Source organism: Psychrobacter lutiphocae DSM 21542 (assembly GCF_000382145.1).
Classification (GTDB): Bacteria; Pseudomonadota; Gammaproteobacteria; order Pseudomonadales; family Moraxellaceae; genus Psychrobacter; species Psychrobacter lutiphocae.
Genome location: NZ_KB907628.1, coordinates 4,670 through 21,414 on the forward strand (window position 1 = coordinate 4,670; position 16,745 = coordinate 21,414).

A 16,745-nucleotide genomic window follows, 5' to 3' on the forward strand; every position below is an offset into this window, starting at 1 on the left:
TAGACAATTTGTATATTACCAGTTAATAACTAGAATTGAAAAATATTTATAGCTTAATATTCACCCTTTAGTCAATGCTTATTCATTAATTTGTCTGATTTTCATGTATATAGGGGCTGTTTCAGGCTGTTTGTTAAAATGTGTCTAACTATTACAAGTAGCTACAAATTGCAGTAACAGGTGCTTAGTTGTATATAGAGTTCATAATTGGCAGTACAAGTAGCTACAAATTGCAGTAACAGGTGCTTAGTTGTATATAGAGTTCATAATTGGCTTGGCGTTTTTGGCTTAGTAAGTAAGAGAGCTGTAACAGTTATTTATGTCAATATGGTGACTGCTAGCCTGTTAATTTTGACAAATTGACAAACCTATACAAAGCTTATACAAATCAAGTAATAGAAGGGACGACAGTTAGTAAGCACTTAAAAAATGATGTAAAAAATATTGTTTTTTGATGCTTATTTAGATCTAATTTTGGCGCAAACTACCTCTAAATGAGTATTTTATTTGTAATTGATAGCAACAAACTCTATAATTAGGACATTAATAGATGCTGGCTTAGTTTTTAAGTTGGTGGTTATATCGTTTTTTAACCAGTTAATGAGCGAAAATTAACAAGTTAAGCAACGAAGATATCACAGCTGTAAAGTAAGTCGCCAACGCCTCCCAGATTTATTCTGCCCAGATTTATTCTGTATAGTTGAGCATTCTGTCTTGTGTTGTTAGGAATAGATGGATCTGTAAAACCTAGGTATGAAGACCAGTCTGGTAGCGGTGTCAGCTTTAGCATCGCATCCAAATGCTCTAAGTCTTTTAAATATTATAGATATCTTTTGAATGTAGATATTTAATAGCTCAATATCGATATCATTGCATAATTTGATATCGTGTAATTTGATTATGGCTATCTATATAATTTTGTTATATTATTAAGCATAATATTTAAAATGCTGTAAGCTTTACAGTATGGCTAAAAAATAGCCAGTTAGCTACTCCTTAACTTATCCGTCTCGTGTACGTTTTTAAGCGCGTATCCTGCTTAATAACCAGCTTGCTTGAGCGATTGTTGATCTTAAAGATGTTTTTACTCTAGTTGCTGTTAAACATTCGCTGGGTATTAACATTAAGTCATCACTGGCATAAGCACTGCAAACTCTAAGCAATTGAGCGTTAAAACTTATCCACGAGTGTCAACCGCAAAAGGACGCCCGCTGTGAAAAGCAACCGACCGATAAATCTGCCACTTAGCCAAGTGATAAGCGTTAACAGTTCACCAACGGCCAGAGCTTCGATTTTACATCGTATCTCGGGAATTATTTTATTTGTATTAATTCCGGTGATGTTGTGGCTTTTGCAAACCTCTTTATATTCTCCTCACCATTTTGCAGCTGTATTTAATAATATTGCTGTCCGCTTTGTTGCCTGGATTTTTGTTGCAGCAACGGCATATCATTTCGTTATGGGTATCAAGCACCTGTTTGCTGATATGGGTTATAACGAAGATTTGCAATCTGGTAGAAGAGCGTCAATTGTGAGCTTTGTGATTGCCGCTATATTGATAGTGCTATCATTTATATGGGTGATGTTCTAATGAAAAATGATTCAGGAATTAAAGCTGCGACAGGCCTAACCGGCTCAGGATCGCGCGATTGGATAATGCAGCGTATCAGCGCTGTGGTATTAGCCGTGTATGCCGTAGTGATGGTGGCATTCTTCTTGTTCAATGGCAGTGTTAGCTATGAGCAATGGGTGATGTTCATCATGAGTATGCCGATGCGTTTATTAAGCTTATTGGCAATTGTTGCCTTAGCAGTACACGCATGGGTTGGGATGTGGACGGTATTCACCGACTATATTAAATCTACTGGTCTGCGTATCGTACTACAAGCTGCTATGATCATCGCAATTTTGGTATACCTATTTTGGGGCGTCATGATTTTTTGGGGCCGCGGTATCATGTAGTTGACGAATGCGTTTGAGAGAGTCTCTTAAACGTCTTCTTGTATAAAGGTTAATACTTTGAGTAATCTATCTATTTATAGCTAGCCTGAAGTAACCATAGCTAGCCTGAAACAACAGCTGATCTGACGACTGACGTAATAGATTGAACCATGCGTTAGATTGAAGCCAAGCAAAAGTGACAAAAGCAAGATAGAGCGTCTCGAAGCAATGTTGAATCAATTGATGACCTAAAACTACTTTAGATTTAAGTGGGCCTATCTGGTAATGTAACGCTATAAAATAAAAAATGAACAAGATATTTTATAGCCCATCGCCAGCTAATATGACGACTAACGTATTCATTAGGAAAACGTAATGGCAACTAGACAAGACAATACAATCAGCAATATCAAAACCCTAAATTACGACTCTGTTATCGTTGGCGGTGGCGGCTCAGGTATGCGTGCGGCTCTGCAATTGGCAGAAGGCGGCATGAAAGTAGCTGTCATTACCAAAGTATTCCCAACGCGCTCGCACACAGTGGCAGCGCAAGGTGGTATTGGTGCAAGCCTAGGTAACATGAGTGACGATAACTGGCATTTCCACTTTTATGACACTGTTAAAGGGTCAGACTGGTTGGGTGACCAAGACGCTATCGAATTTATGTGCCGTGAAGCACCAAAAGTGGTGTATGAGCTTGAGCACATGGGTATGCCGTTTGACAGAAACCCAGACGGTACCATTTATCAGCGTCCATTTGGTGGCCACACCTCAAACTATGGTGAAAAAGCGGTACAACGTGCTTGTGCAGCTGCTGACCGTACTGGACATGCTTTATTACACACCTTGTATCAAAAGAACCTTGAAAAAGGGACTGAATTTTTCATCGAGTGGATTGCATTAGACCTTATCAAAGATGAAAAAGGCGATATCAACGGTGTGATTGCTATCGAGCAAGAAACAGGTACGGTTGCAGTATTCCAAGCGGCCAATACTATTTTAGCAACTGGTGGTGCAGGTCGTATTTTTGCCGCCTCAACTAACGCCTATATCAACACAGGTGATGGCCTAGGTATGGCAGTTCGTGCTGGTATCCCATTACAAGATATGGAGTTCTGGCAGTTCCACCCGACTGGTGTATTCGGTGCAGGTGTGCTATTAACTGAAGGTTGTCGTGGTGAAGGTGCTATCTTACGTAACAAAGACGGTGAAGCCTTCATGGAGCGCTATGCACCAACCGTTAAAGACTTAGCACCACGTGATCTAGTATCACGCTCAATGGACCAAGAGATTAAAGAAGGCCGTGGTTGTGGTCCAAACAAAGACCACATCGTAATGGATATGACCCACTTAGGTGTGGATACCATTATGAAGCGCTTACCATCGGTATTTGAAATTGGTAAAAACTTTGCCAACGTTGATATCACCAAAGAGCCAATTCCAGTTATCCCAACCATTCACTATATGATGGGTGGTATTCCAACAACCATGCATGGTCAGGTTATTGTACCTGACCTAGAAGGTAATGTTGATGATCACGGTCTTTATACCGATTCTAAAATCGTTAAAGGCTTATATGCCATTGGTGAGTGTGCTTGTGTGAGTGTCCACGGTGCCAACCGTTTGGGTACTAACTCATTACTTGACTTGGTTGTGTTTGGTCGTGCAGCAGGTAAGCACATCATTGATAACTTCAGCAGCTCAGATCACAATTATCATCCAATGAACCCTCGTGTATTAGACTTCACTATGGGTCGCTTGAATAAGCTACAAAATTCAACTGAAGGCTACAATGCGCAAGACGTTGCCGATGAGATTCGCAGAGTTATGCAATCACACGCCAGTGTATTCCGTACGCAAGCATTGATGGATGAAGGTGTTGAGAAGTTATTGGCACTGCAAGAAAAAGTTGACAATATTCATTTAGACGACAAGTCACAAGTCTTTAATACAGCTCGTATTGAAGCCTTAGAAGTTGCTAACCTTTATGAAGTCGCCAAGGCAACTATGATATCAGCTGCACATCGTCACGAATGCCGTGGTGCGCATACTGTATTAGACTATGATCGTCCTGAAGATGATCCAGTCGCACCAAATGGTCGTAATGATGATGAGTGGATGAAGCACACTATCTGGTACTCTGAAGGCAATAAGATCATTTATAAGCCAGTTCGTAAAGTACCACTGACTGTTGATTACGTAGAGCCTAAAGTACGTGTTTACTAATAAGTTTGTTATTTTATAACAATAAGTCTTATTTAATTTTAAACTTATTTAATTTTAAACTTATTTAATTTTAAATTAGTAACGCTGTTTTACACCGACAACACGTGATGCAAAAACAGCGTTACACCGTGTGGAGTTAGCACTATGAGCCGAGGTACTCGCACCATTGAGATATACCGCTACGATCCAGATAAAGACGCAGCGCCTTACATGCAGACTTATACGATTGAGCTTTTAGACTCAGATCGTATGTTGCTTGACGTTTTACTACGTTTGAAAAAACAAGATGAAACCATTACCTTCAGACGCTCTTGCCGTGAAGGCATCTGTGGCTCTGATGGGGTTAATATCAATGGTAAAAACGGTTTGGCATGCTTGATTAATATGAATACCCTGCCAGAGAAAATTACCATTCGTCCACTACCTGGCTTGCCAGTTGTACGTGACCTTGTGGTCGATATGAATCAGTTTTATGAGCAGTATGAAAAGGTACATCCTTTTTTAATTAATGATCAGCCAGCACCACCAACTGAGCGTTTGCAATCACCAGAACAACGTGAAAAGCTAAACGGTCTATATGAATGTATCTTATGTGCTTGTTGTTCAACCAGTTGCCCGTCGTTCTGGTGGAATCCAGAAAAATTCTTGGGCCCTTCAGCACTATTAAACGCCTATCGTTTCGTAGCTGATAGCCGTGATACCGATACCCGTGCACGCTTAGCTCGCTTAGATGATCCATTTAGCCTGTTCCGCTGTCGTGGTATTATGAACTGTGTCGCTGTTTGTCCAAAAGGGTTGAACCCAACACGTGCTATTGGTCATTTACGCGGTCTGCTATTAGAGCAAGCCGGTTAAGCTGATACGCTTAGGTTACAAATTTGCAATACTTTACGTGAATACCACAGACCTCTATTTGTTGATAGGGGTCTTTTTTTGTTAAAATTGTCACAGTACAAATGACGAATATTTAGCTTATAAATAGTTACTATTGAGCAAACAAACGCTAAAGAAGAAGGTTACATGATACTCTTATACTCAGTGTGCAACTGTATGCCCAAATTGCTGTGATAAATACAGCATGTATAATAATTACATTGAAAAAGAGCATACTTACTTAGAACAAGAATCCCACGCTCAACTTATTAATAGGCAATAAAATTAATAGGCAATAAAAGTGTAAATAATAAGTTAAATAACACAATTAACCATATTTTGACGGCTTTAGGCTTGAAATAATTTTAATTTGACATATTTTTAATTTGACATATTTTTAATTTGGTATATAGATGAATTCATCTATTGAAATAGCAACTGCATAAATGCCTGTGTTTTTATTTTAATTAAACCTTAATGTAAACAAGAAAAGACTATGAATACTATGACTAGTAATGACTTAAAAGCTGATGCTACTGAGCTTGCAGGGGACAACGCAAGCTATATCGAGTCTCTTTATGAGCAATATCTACAAGATCCAGATAGTGTAGATGCTGACTGGCAAGCCTATTTTAAAAAATTTGAAACTGGTAATGACGCTTTGCATCATGCCATTCAAGATCAATTCTTGCTATTGGCTCGCAATCAAACAGCGAACAAGATACCAGCACAAGTAACAGGGGCTGTCGGAAGCTCAGCAACGGGTGACATGCATTGCGTAGATCCCCGTCAAATGGGCGTGCAGAAGTTAATTTCTGCCTACCGTCGTCGTGGTCACCGCCGCGCACAGCTAGACCCTTTAAACTTACAAGTTCGTGATGAGGTCGAAGATTTAGCCCTTGAGTATCATGGCTTATCAGAAGCAGATCTTGATACAATCTTCCCTACCAGTGACTTTAATATTGGTAAATCAGAAGCGACACTACGTGAAATTATTGAAATTGCAGAACGCGTGTACTGCCAGCACATAGGCTTGGAATATATGCATGTTACAACCAGCACCGAAAAACGCTGGTTTGAAAAGTACATGGAAAGCAACTTAGGTTATATCAAGTTTGATAATGAAAAGCGTAAATCTATTTTAGAGCGCTTAACTGCAGCCGAAGGCTTAGAAAAATACTTAGCCCGTAAATATACTGGGGTGAAGCGTTTTGGTTTAGAAGGTGGCGAGAGCTTTATTCCTGCAGTGCATGAAATCATTCAACGTGCGGGTAGTTATGGTACCAAAGAGATGGTCATAGGTATGGCCCACCGTGGACGTCTCAACCTATTGGTCAATATCTTAGGTAAAAACCCAGAAGACTTGTTCGATGAGTTCGATGGTAAGAAAATTCCTGAGAAAGGATCTGGTGACGTAAAATATCACAATGGTTATTCTTCTAACGTGATGACACCAGGTGGTGAGGCGCATTTGGCATTGGCCTTTAACCCATCTCATCTAGAAATTGTTTCACCGGTATTAGAAGGCTCAGTACGCGCCCGTCAAGTCCGCCGTAATGATACTAATGGCAACCTAGTGTTACCACTGGTAGTACATGGAGATGCCGCTATTGCTGCGCAAGGTGTGGTACAAGAAACTTTCCAAATGTCACAGACTCGTGCGTATGGCACAGGTGGTACGGTACATATTGTCATTAATAACCAAGTAGGTTTTACTACCAGCCGCAAAGAAGATGCCCGCTCAACTGAATACTGTACTGACATTGCTAAAATGGTACATGCCCCGATTATTCACGTAAACGGTGATGATCCTGAAGCAGTAGTATTCGCAGCGCAAATGGCGTTAGACTACCGTCATAAGTTCCATAAAGATATTGTGATTGATTTGTTCTGTTATCGCCGTAATGGGCATAACGAGGCAGATGAGCCTTCTGCAACACAGCCACTTATGTATGCAGTAATCAAAAAGCAACCAACGACACGTACTTTATACGCCCAAAAGCTACTTGCAGAAGGTGTGATTAAAGAAGGTGATGATAAGAAGCTAGATGATGAATACCGTGAAGCTTTAGACAATCACGAATATGTGGCGAACTCTTTAGTACGTGATCCAAACGAAGAGCTATATGTTGACTGGAGTCCATACTTAGGTCACGATTTAGAAGATGACTGGGATACCAGTGTTAATATTGAAAAGCTAAAAGAATATGGTCGTCGTATGGCAGAAATGCCAGAAGGCTATAAGCTACAACGCCAAGTTAAGCGTGTGGTTGAGCAACGCCTAGCGATGCAAACGGGCGAAGAGGCATTAAACTGGGGTGCTGCTGAAACACTTGCTTATGCATCTTTGGTTGATGAAGGTTACCTAGTACGTATCACAGGGGAAGACGTAGGTCGTGGTACTTTCTCGCATCGCCATGCTGAGATTTACAATACCGAAAATGGTGAGATGTATGTGCCACTAGCCAACCTTAACGAGACACAAGCACGTTTTGCTATCTATAACTCCTTGTTATCAGAAGAAGCGGTACTGGCATTTGAATATGGTTATTCCACCACAGTGCCTAAAGCATTGATCATATGGGAAGCGCAGTTTGGTGACTTTGCCAACGGTGCGCAGGTAGTTATTGACCAATTTATCTCAAGTGGTGAAACCAAGTGGCAGCGTGTGTGTGGCTTAACCATGTTGTTACCACATGGCTTTGAAGGTCAAGGTCCTGAGCATTCATCAGCACGTTTAGAGCGCTTCTTACAGCTATGTGCTGAAGATAATATGCAAGTAATCACACCAACTACCCCAGCGCAAATCTTCCACGTCTTACGTCGTCAGGCAATTCGCCCAAGTCGTGTACCTTTGGTTGTTATGTCACCGAAGAGTTTGTTGCGTCATAAACTAGCAACTTCTGAGCTTGAAGAGCTGGCCAATGGTAAGTTTGAAACAGTATTGCCTGAAATCGATAAGCTAGACAACGACAAGGTCACTCGCATGATTATGTGTGGTGGTAAGGTCTATTATGACTTACTTGAGCAGCGTCGTGAGCTTGGATTAGATCATGTGGCTATTGTACGTATTGAACAACTTTACCCACTACCAGAAGAAAGAATGATCAAAGAAGTACAAAAATATGCCAACCTTAAAGAAATTGTTTGGTGCCAAGAAGAGCCACTAAACCAAGGCGCATGGTACTATTTAGCACCACATATGTACCGCATTTTTGGCCCACAGCCAGATGGTCAGCCACGTGTCACACAAGCACATATCGTTGAACCAGTAGCGCGTGAAGCCTCTGCAGCACCAGCAACAGGTCTTGCATCTATCCACGCCAGGGAGCAAAAACAATTGGTTGCTGGTGGTCTAGGTGTTGATGTAGATCAGCTAAAATAAGGCAAACAAGGTCTAAGTGGTCCGCCACTTAGACCTTTATATGGATAAAGCGAGATACACAGTATTTTGGCTAAACTGTATTTTGATCAAACAATACTTTTACTCAAACTGTTTATCAACGTTAAATACAAGTTATTAAATACAAGTGATTAAATAACTTTCAGCACAAGCTATTAAGTAAGTTAAATAATTAAACAAGTAAATAAATAAAAAAGTAGATTATTAATCTGTCATTTTTATTCACCAATACATAACACATAACATAAATAATGCGCTTATCTTTTTGTCATAACCTTATAAAGTTATCAATTATCCATAAGTCATTAATTAATAATATTAATATACATAACAGGAGCAGTTCCCATGTCAGAGATTAAAGTCCCCGTATTTCCAGAATCAATTGCTGATGGTACCCTTGTTGAGTGGCACGTAAGCGAAGGTCAGCAAGTGAATCGTGATGATGTTCTTGCTGAAATTGAGACCGATAAAGTGGTATTAGAAGTTGTTGCCCCAGATGATGGTGTGGTTACTAAAATAGTTAAGCAAGTAGATGATACTGTACTGTCAGAAGAGGTGATTGCTGAGTTTGAAGCTGGTGCAACAGGCACTACTGGCGCAGACGACAGTGCTGAAGAGGCAACAGAAGAAGCGCCAGCCGCTGAAGCTAGCAAGCCAGCTGCTAGCTCTGATAGCGAAGGTAACTTCAAAGATCAAAGCCCAGCAGTACGTAAAGCAGCTAAAGAGTCTGGCGTAGATCCAAAACAAGTTGAAGGCACAGGCCGTGGCGGTCGTGTGACTAAGCAAGACATGGCAAACCCAACTTTAAAAGCAGACAACTCTATCAAGTCAGACAGCGGTCGTCCGGTTGCTGAGTCAGTTGGTGAGCGCACTGAAAAGCGTGTTCCAATGACACGTCTACGTAAGACGGTTGCAAACCGTCTGTTAGCAGCCACCCAAGAAACAGCCATGTTAACCACTTTCAACGAAGTGAACATGAAGCCATTAATGGACTTACGTGCTAAATACAAAGACGAGTTTGAGAAGCGTCATGGCACTCGTTTAGGCTTTATGTCAATGTTCGTTAAAGCGGCAACTGAAGCTCTTAAGCGCTTCCCAGCAGTGAACGCCTCTATCGATGGCGATGACATTGTTTATCATGGCTACTATGATGTAGGCGTTGCAGTATCTTCAGACCGTGGTCTAGTGGTACCAGTATTACGCGATACTGATCGCATGAGCATGGCTGATGTTGAAGCGGGTATCCGTGAGTTTGCTGGTAAAGCACGTGACGGTAAGTTGGCGCTAGAAGACATGACAGGTGGTACATTCACCATTACTAACGGTGGTGTATTCGGTTCATTAATGTCAACACCAATCTTGAATCCACCACAAACTGCTATCTTAGGTATGCACGCGATCAATGAGCGCCCAATGGCAGTGAATGGTCAAGTTGAAATCCTACCTATGATGTATCTTGCACTGTCTTATGACCACCGTATGATTGATGGTAAAGACGCGGTACAGTTCTTAGTAACGATTAAAGAGCTTATCGAAGATCCAGCAAAAATCTTATTAGACCTATAAGCTCAAAAGGCTTGTACTGGATACAATCTGGTACAAGCTTTTTCATTCCAGATTCATTAATTTGCGTTGATTAGTCAATAAATTATTTTAAAAATAAAAAAACGTTTAATGAATGTTTAATGATTGAATTAATAAAACAAATAAACAGGAAATAATATGAAAGATAATTATGATTTGGTTGTGATCGGTGGTGGTCCTGGTGGTTATGAAGCGGCTATTCGTGCTGGTCAACTTGGTATGAGCGTAGCTTGTATTGAGAAGCGTGTCTATAAAGGCGAGCCTGCTCTTGGTGGTACTTGCCTGAACGTTGGATGTATCCCATCAAAAGCGTTATTAGACTCATCACATCGCTATGAAGTTACCAAGCATGAGCTTGGTGAGCATGGTATTAGTACTGGTGATGTGAGTATCGATGTTGCCAAAATGATTGAGCGCAAAGAAGGCATTGTGAAGCAACTAACTGGTGGCGTTGCTATGCTGTTAAAAGGCAATGGCGTTGACTGGTTACAAGGTTGGGGAACTTTAGTTGACGGTAAAGGTGACGAGAAAAAAGTTAAATTTACTTCACTTGAAGACGAGTCAGAAACCACCATTACTGCTAAAAATGTTATTTTAGCAGCGGGCTCTGTACCAATTGATATTCCAGTTGCACCTGTTAATAATGAAGAAGGTATTATTGTAGATTCAACTGGCGCACTAGACTTCACTGAAGCACCAAAACGTTTGGGTGTGATCGGTGCTGGTGTTATCGGTCTTGAGCTTGGTTCAGTATGGCGTCGCTTAGGCTCAGAAGTGGTTATCTATGAAGCACTACCTGAGTTCTTAGCTGCTGCTGATAAAGACATTTCTAAAGAAGCGGGCAGACTGCTTAAAAAGCAAGGTCTAGATATTCGCGTTGATACCAAAGTAACTGGTACTGAAATTAAAGACGGTCAAGTGGTTGTCACCAGCGAAAAAGGTGGCGAATCTAGTGAAGAAACCTTTGATAAGCTAATTGTGTGTGTGGGTCGTCGTGCTTATTCTGAAAAGCTACTTGCTGAAGGCTGTGGTATTGAGTTAACTGAGCGTGGTCTTGTCGATGTTAATGATCAGTGTAAGACCAATCTAGATGGCGTTTATGCTATCGGTGACTTGGTACGTGGTCCTATGCTTGCGCACAAAGCAATGGAAGAGGGTATGATGGCCGTTGAGCGTATTCATGGTGAAAAAGCACAGGTTAACTATGATACGATTATCAACGTTATTTATACCCATCCAGAAATTGCTTGGGTTGGCTTGACCGAACAGGCGGCAAAAGAGCAAGGTTATGAGGTGAAAACAGGCTCATTCAACCTAGCGGCTAATGGTCGTGCGTTAGCTCAAAGTGAAGGTCAAGGCTCAATCAAAGTGGTTGCCGATGCCAAAACAGATCGTCTGTTAGGTATGCACGCAATTTGTGCTGGTGCAGGCGATATCGTGCACCAAGGTATGATTGCAATGGAGTTTGTCTCTAGTATTGAAGACTTACAGTTAATGACCTTTGCTCATCCAACTATCAGTGAGGCAGTACACGAAGCCGCCTTATCTGCTGATGGTCGTGCAATTCATGCGATTCAGCGTAAAAAACGCAAATAATGCTGATTAGCTGAATAATTATGTTTAGGTTAGTAACATTAATAGCAATAGAGTTAATAAAAAATAGAGTTAATAAAAAGGTTATAGACTTGGCTTCATTCAAATAAGTCTGTTACTAATACAAGTAGCTGATCCTAAAAAGGCTTCATTGAGCAAGTTTGGGGTCAGCATTACCCTGTTAAATAAAAAAACTAAAGGATAACTTTATGAATTTACATGAGTATCAAGCAAAACTATTATTAGAAAGCTATGGATTGCCTATCCAAAAAGGTATCATCGCTCACAATGGCGAAGAAGCAGCGGAAGCTTTTGACAAAACACCAACAGACGTTGCAGTAATTAAAGCACAGGTTCATGCTGGTGGCCGTGGTAAAGCAGGTGGTGTTAAGCTTGCTAAAACTCGTGAAGAAGCCAAAGAAATTGCTGAAAGCCTAATCGGTACAAATCTAGTTACTTATCAAACAGATGCAGAAGGTCAGCCAGTTAACTTTGTCCTTGTTGCAGAAGATATGTACCCAGTACAAACAGAGCTATATTTAGGTGCTGTCGTTGACCGTGCGACTCGTCGTGTGACTTTCATGGCCTCAACTGAAGGTGGTGTTGAGATTGAGAAAGTTGCAGAAGAAACACCAGAGAAAATCTTTAGCATCACCGTAGATCCTTTAGTAGGTTTAATGCCCTTCCAAGCCCGTGAAGTTGGCTTTAAGTTGGGCTTAGAAGGTAAGCAAATTAATCAGTTCGTCAAACTAATGACAGGTGCTTATCAAGCCTTTATCGAAAATGATTTCGATATGATTGAGATCAACCCATTAGCAGTGCGTGAAAATGGCGAATTGGCTTGTGTTGACGGCAAAATCGGTGTGGATTCAAATGCTTTATTCCGTCAGCCAAAAATTGCTGAATTACATGATCCATCACAAGAAAATGAGCGTGAGCTAAAAGCGGCTGAATTTGACTTAAACTACGTTGCATTAGAAGGTAACATTGGTTGTATGGTAAACGGTGCCGGTCTTGCAATGGCAACGATGGATATTATTAAGCTATATGGTGGCAAGCCAGCTAACTTCTTAGATGTTGGTGGTGGTGCGACAAAAGACCGTGTTGTTGAAGCATTCAAAATCATTCTAGAAGATGACAGTGTAAAAGGTGTTCTAATTAACATCTTCGGTGGTATTGTACGTTGTGACATGATTGCTGAAGCCATTATCGCTGCTGTTAAAGAAGTCAATGTTACTGTACCAGTTGTGGTTCGCTTAGAAGGTAACAATGCTGAGATGGGTGCTAAGCTGTTAGATGAGTCTGATGTTGAGGTCATTTCAGCACAAGGCTTGTCTGATGCGGCGCAAAAAATTGTTGACGCTGTTAAAGCATAAACCTAAAAAAATAAGAAACCATAATTAGGAGTAAATAATGAGTGTATTAATTAATAAAGATACCAAAGTATTGGTACAAGGTTTTACTGGTAAAAATGGTACTTTCCATTCAGAGCAAGCGATTGAGTACGGTACAAAAGTTGTTGGTGGTGTTACCCCAGGTAAAGGTGGTCAAACTCACTTAGGCTTACCTGTATTCAATACTATGAGCGAGGCGATGGAAGCGACCAATGCTGATGCATCAGTCATTTATGTTCCAGCACCTTTCGTTCTAGATTCAATCATTGAAGCGGTTGACGCTGGCGTTAAGCTAATCGTTGTGATCACTGAAGGTGTGCCAACACTAGACATGCTAAAAGCAAAACGCTATATCGAGCAAGCTGGCGATGTAAAAATGGTTGGTCCAAACTGCCCAGGCGTTATCACTCCAGGCGAATGTAAAATCGGTATTATGCCAGGTCATATCCATCAGCCAGGTAAAGTGGGCATCATCTCACGCTCTGGTACATTAACTTATGAAGCAGTAGCTCAGACTACTAAACTAGGCTTCGGTCAGTCTACTTGTATCGGTATTGGCGGTGACCCAATCCCAGGTATGAACCAAATCGATTGCTTGAAAATGTTCGAAGAAGATCCACAAACTGAAGCCATCGTACTAATCGGTGAAATCGGTGGTACGGCTGAAGAAGAAGCAGCAGCTTACATCAAAGAGCACGTAACCAAGCCAGTTATCGGTTACATCGCTGGTGTTACTGCGCCTAAAGGTAAGCGTATGGGTCATGCTGGTGCAATTATCTCTGGTGGTAAAGGTACTGCTGAAGAAAAATTCAAAGCATTCGAAGATGCGGGTATTGCGTATACACGTGACCCATCTAAGATTGGTGAGACAGTTAAAGAAGTCACTGGTTGGTAATTTACCAGTCGTTACTTTAGTCAGTACTTATTGTCACTGACGCTGTTTTTAGCAAAAAGAGCATTCCTACGGGGATGCTCTTTTTTGTTTAGAATGTAAGTGGATTAATTTGATACAATACAAACAGAACCAGACAAACAGATTATTGATTCACTTTAAAATGATATTTGGATACTTATGACTACTCAAGTTACGCATGCTGTTATTCCTGTCGCTGGCTTTGGCACCCGCATGTTGCCTTTATCTAAGTCCGTACCCAAAGAGCTGTTGCCACTTGGCAATCGACCTGCCATTCATTATGTGGTGGAAGAGGCCATTGCGGCAGGCATTAAACACATTGTGCTGGTCGGCCATGCGCAAAAGAGTGCCATTGAAAACTATTTTGATGTCAATGCTGAGCTGGACAATCAATTAAGAGCAAAAGGCAAAGATAAGCTGGCAGACAGCTTAAATTGGCTGCCAGTGGATGTGTCTGTGTCTATGATACGTCAAGGCAGACCTTTGGGCTTAGGACATGCGGTATTACAAGCACGTCCTATTGTCGGCGATAATCCTTTTGCCGTGTTGCTACCTGATGTGGTGCTAAACCCTTTTACCACCAATTTGGCACAAGATAACCTCGCCTTTATGATAAAAGCGTTTAGAGAGTCTCAGCATTCTCAAATTTTGGTCAGTGCTGTTGCCGATGAAGATATACATAAATATGGCATTGCTGAACTGAAACAAGCAGAACAGTTAGAGCGAATGTCAGGGGATGAGAATGCCAGCTTTGCTGTGGCTGGATTTGTTGAAAAGCCAAGTTTGGCGCAAGCGCCCTCTAATCTGGCAGTCGTCGGTCGTTATGTATTTGATGCCTGTATCTTCGATTATTTGGCAAAGACTCAGCCTTCGGTCGGTGGTGAGATTCAGTTAACCGATGCCATTGATGCTTTAATCAGTACTCAGGGTGTGGATGTGACGACTATGTTGGGAGACAGCTTTGACGCTGGTGATATGACCAGCTATATGCAGGCGTTCATTTATTTTGCGCAACAGCAATTAGCCGCGCGTTAAAGTTGGGTTGTTAATATTCGAAGTTTACTAACATTGAAGTCATTTACTGAGTATCGTTGTCATGTCTAACCCCTTACCAAACCAGCTTTCACAATGGCAAAATCTACAAAATCTGGCACAGCAAGACTGGTCATTAACTGCCTTATTTGCACAAGATGTCAATAGAGCACACAACTTTAGTGTCAGTGCTCAGGGTATTTATTTTGATTACTCAAAGCAGTGCTTAGATAAACGTGTAAAATCTGAGTTGCTTGCGTTGGCTAAGGCTTGTCAGCTGCAACAAAAAATCAAGGCATTATACCGAGGTGACAAGGTAAATAGCAGTGAAAAGCGGGCAGCATTGCATACCGCATTAAGATTACCAGCAACGTCTCAGTTGGTGGTCGATGGTGAAGATGTGGTCAGTGCCGTACAGGCCAGCTTAGCGAAAGCAGCTGATTTGGTGGCGCGTATTCGTCAGGGGATTTGGCGTGGATATTCGGGCAAAGCCATAACTGACGTAGTGAATATTGGGGTTGGTGGGTCTGATTTAGGTCCAGTGATGGCCAGTACAGCGCTAGATGAGTGGGCAGACAGTGATATTAATGTGCACTTTGTATCAAACATGGATGGCACTCAGTTGGGGAGCTTGTTGGAGCGGTTAAACCCAGAAACCACTTTGTTTATCGTGTCATCCAAATCATTTGGTACGGTTGATACGCTATCTAATGCTCAAACTGCCAGAGCGTGGTTATTAACCACAGGAGCAAGTTTGCCTAGTTTGTTGCGCCGTCATTTTATTGGGGTATCTGCCAATCCAGAGCGGGCATTGGCATGGGGTATTGATGAGGCGCACCTATTGCAACTGTGGGACTGGGTGGGCGGTCGCTTTTCAATGTGGTCATCGATTGGTCTGGCAGTAGCAATTCGTATAGGCATGGCTCGATTTTATGACATGCTGGCAGGCGCACATGCGATGGATGAGCATTTTGTAAACACAGATTTTGAGACTAATTTACCCGTATTATTGGGCTTAATTGGTGTATGGAACAGTACGTTTTTGGGCATTAATGCGCATACGGTGTTGCCTTACGATGGACGTTTAAAGTATTTGCCCAGTTACTTAACGCAGTTAGAGATGGAGAGTAATGGTAAATCGGTAACCCATACTGGGGAGCCTGTCACATATTCGACCTGTCCAATTTTGTGGGGTGAGATTGGCTCAAATGCCCAGCACGCTTTTTATCAGTTGTTGCATCAAGGGACGCAAAAGGTCTCTTGTGACTTTATTGCCTGTGTCCATTATTATGACACTAGTGATGCAGGCGAGTTTAAGCATCAGCATGCACTATCCTTGGCCAACTGCTTGGCACAAAGTCGAGTGCTGGCCTTTGGCAATGATGCGGTCGTTGCCAGTCCAGACCAGCCTGTATCTAGGCTTGATAAATTCAAACGTTATCGTGGCAATCAACCGTCAACAACCTTGTTGTTAGATGAGCTGACACCGACCAGCTTTGGTGCGTTAATCGCTTTGTATGAGCATAAGGTATTTGTGATGGCTAGTATTTGGGACATCAATCCTTTTGATCAGTGGGGAGTGGAGATGGGCAAACAGGTAGCGAATGAGGTATTTGCGCATATTCACTGTCAGCAACCTAATCATCAGCAAGACGATGGTTCAGATGCAAAATTTGATGGCTCAACACAAGCGCTACTGGATCATATTAATCAGCAGTTAGATACCTAAGTTATTAGGGACACGTCCTAAATCGCCGAATAAGCAATTGCTCAATCATTAATCACT

At 41.6% G+C, this 16,745-nt stretch carries 11 protein-coding genes; all 11 read left to right on the forward strand.

The features are described from left to right. The first annotated feature begins 1,213 nt into the window (after positions 1-1,213). Positions 1,214-1,591, forward strand: coding sequence for a succinate dehydrogenase, cytochrome b556 subunit (sdhC, locus tag H140_RS0103940; RefSeq protein WP_019672356.1), 378 nt, complete (start codon positions 1,214-1,216; stop codon positions 1,589-1,591). A 17-nt stretch (positions 1,592-1,608) separates the two neighbouring features. After that, entirely contained in the window at positions 1,609-1,962 is a 354-nt protein-coding gene (sdhD, locus tag H140_RS0103945; protein WP_201546932.1) for a succinate dehydrogenase, hydrophobic membrane anchor protein, read from the forward strand. 354 nt (positions 1,963-2,316) lie between these two features. Then, positions 2,317-4,167 carry a succinate dehydrogenase flavoprotein subunit gene (sdhA, locus tag H140_RS0103950; protein WP_019672358.1) on the forward strand — a complete coding sequence of 617 codons (1,851 nt, stop codon included), beginning with the start codon at positions 2,317-2,319 and terminating at the stop codon, positions 4,165-4,167. 144 nt (positions 4,168-4,311) lie between these two features. Beyond that, positions 4,312-5,022, forward strand: a complete 711-nt coding sequence (locus tag H140_RS0103955) for a succinate dehydrogenase iron-sulfur subunit (protein WP_019672359.1) — start codon at positions 4,312-4,314, stop codon at positions 5,020-5,022. A gap of 514 nt (positions 5,023-5,536) precedes the next feature. Continuing rightward, the gene (locus H140_RS0103960) at positions 5,537-8,425 is read left to right on the forward strand and encodes a 2-oxoglutarate dehydrogenase E1 component (protein WP_019672360.1); all 2,889 of its coding nucleotides are present in this window, start codon (positions 5,537-5,539) and stop codon (positions 8,423-8,425) included. Positions 8,426-8,788: 363 nt separating this feature from the next. Further along, on the forward strand, positions 8,789-10,009 hold the full coding sequence (gene odhB, locus H140_RS0103965) for a 2-oxoglutarate dehydrogenase complex dihydrolipoyllysine-residue succinyltransferase (RefSeq protein WP_019672361.1): 1,221 nt from the start codon (positions 8,789-8,791) through the stop codon (positions 10,007-10,009). 156 nt (positions 10,010-10,165) lie between these two features. Continuing rightward, positions 10,166-11,623: a dihydrolipoyl dehydrogenase gene (gene lpdA, locus H140_RS0103970; RefSeq protein ID WP_019672362.1), complete on the forward strand. Its 1,458-nt coding sequence runs from the start codon at positions 10,166-10,168 to the stop codon at positions 11,621-11,623. A gap of 206 nt (positions 11,624-11,829) precedes the next feature. Then, positions 11,830-12,996: an ADP-forming succinate--CoA ligase subunit beta gene (gene sucC, locus H140_RS0103975; protein ID WP_019672363.1), complete on the forward strand. Its 1,167-nt coding sequence runs from the start codon at positions 11,830-11,832 to the stop codon at positions 12,994-12,996. Positions 12,997-13,033: 37 nt separating this feature from the next. Further along, complete coding sequence (sucD, locus tag H140_RS0103980) at positions 13,034-13,909, forward strand: succinate--CoA ligase subunit alpha (protein ID WP_019672364.1); 876 nt, start codon at positions 13,034-13,036, stop codon at positions 13,907-13,909. 177 nt (positions 13,910-14,086) lie between these two features. Beyond that, positions 14,087-14,962: a UTP--glucose-1-phosphate uridylyltransferase gene (locus H140_RS0103985; protein WP_019672365.1), complete on the forward strand. Its 876-nt coding sequence runs from the start codon at positions 14,087-14,089 to the stop codon at positions 14,960-14,962. Between the two features lie 61 nt (positions 14,963-15,023). Then, entirely contained in the window at positions 15,024-16,688 is a 1,665-nt protein-coding gene (gene pgi, locus H140_RS0103990; RefSeq protein WP_019672366.1) for a glucose-6-phosphate isomerase, read from the forward strand. Positions 16,689-16,745: the final 57 nt, after the last annotated feature.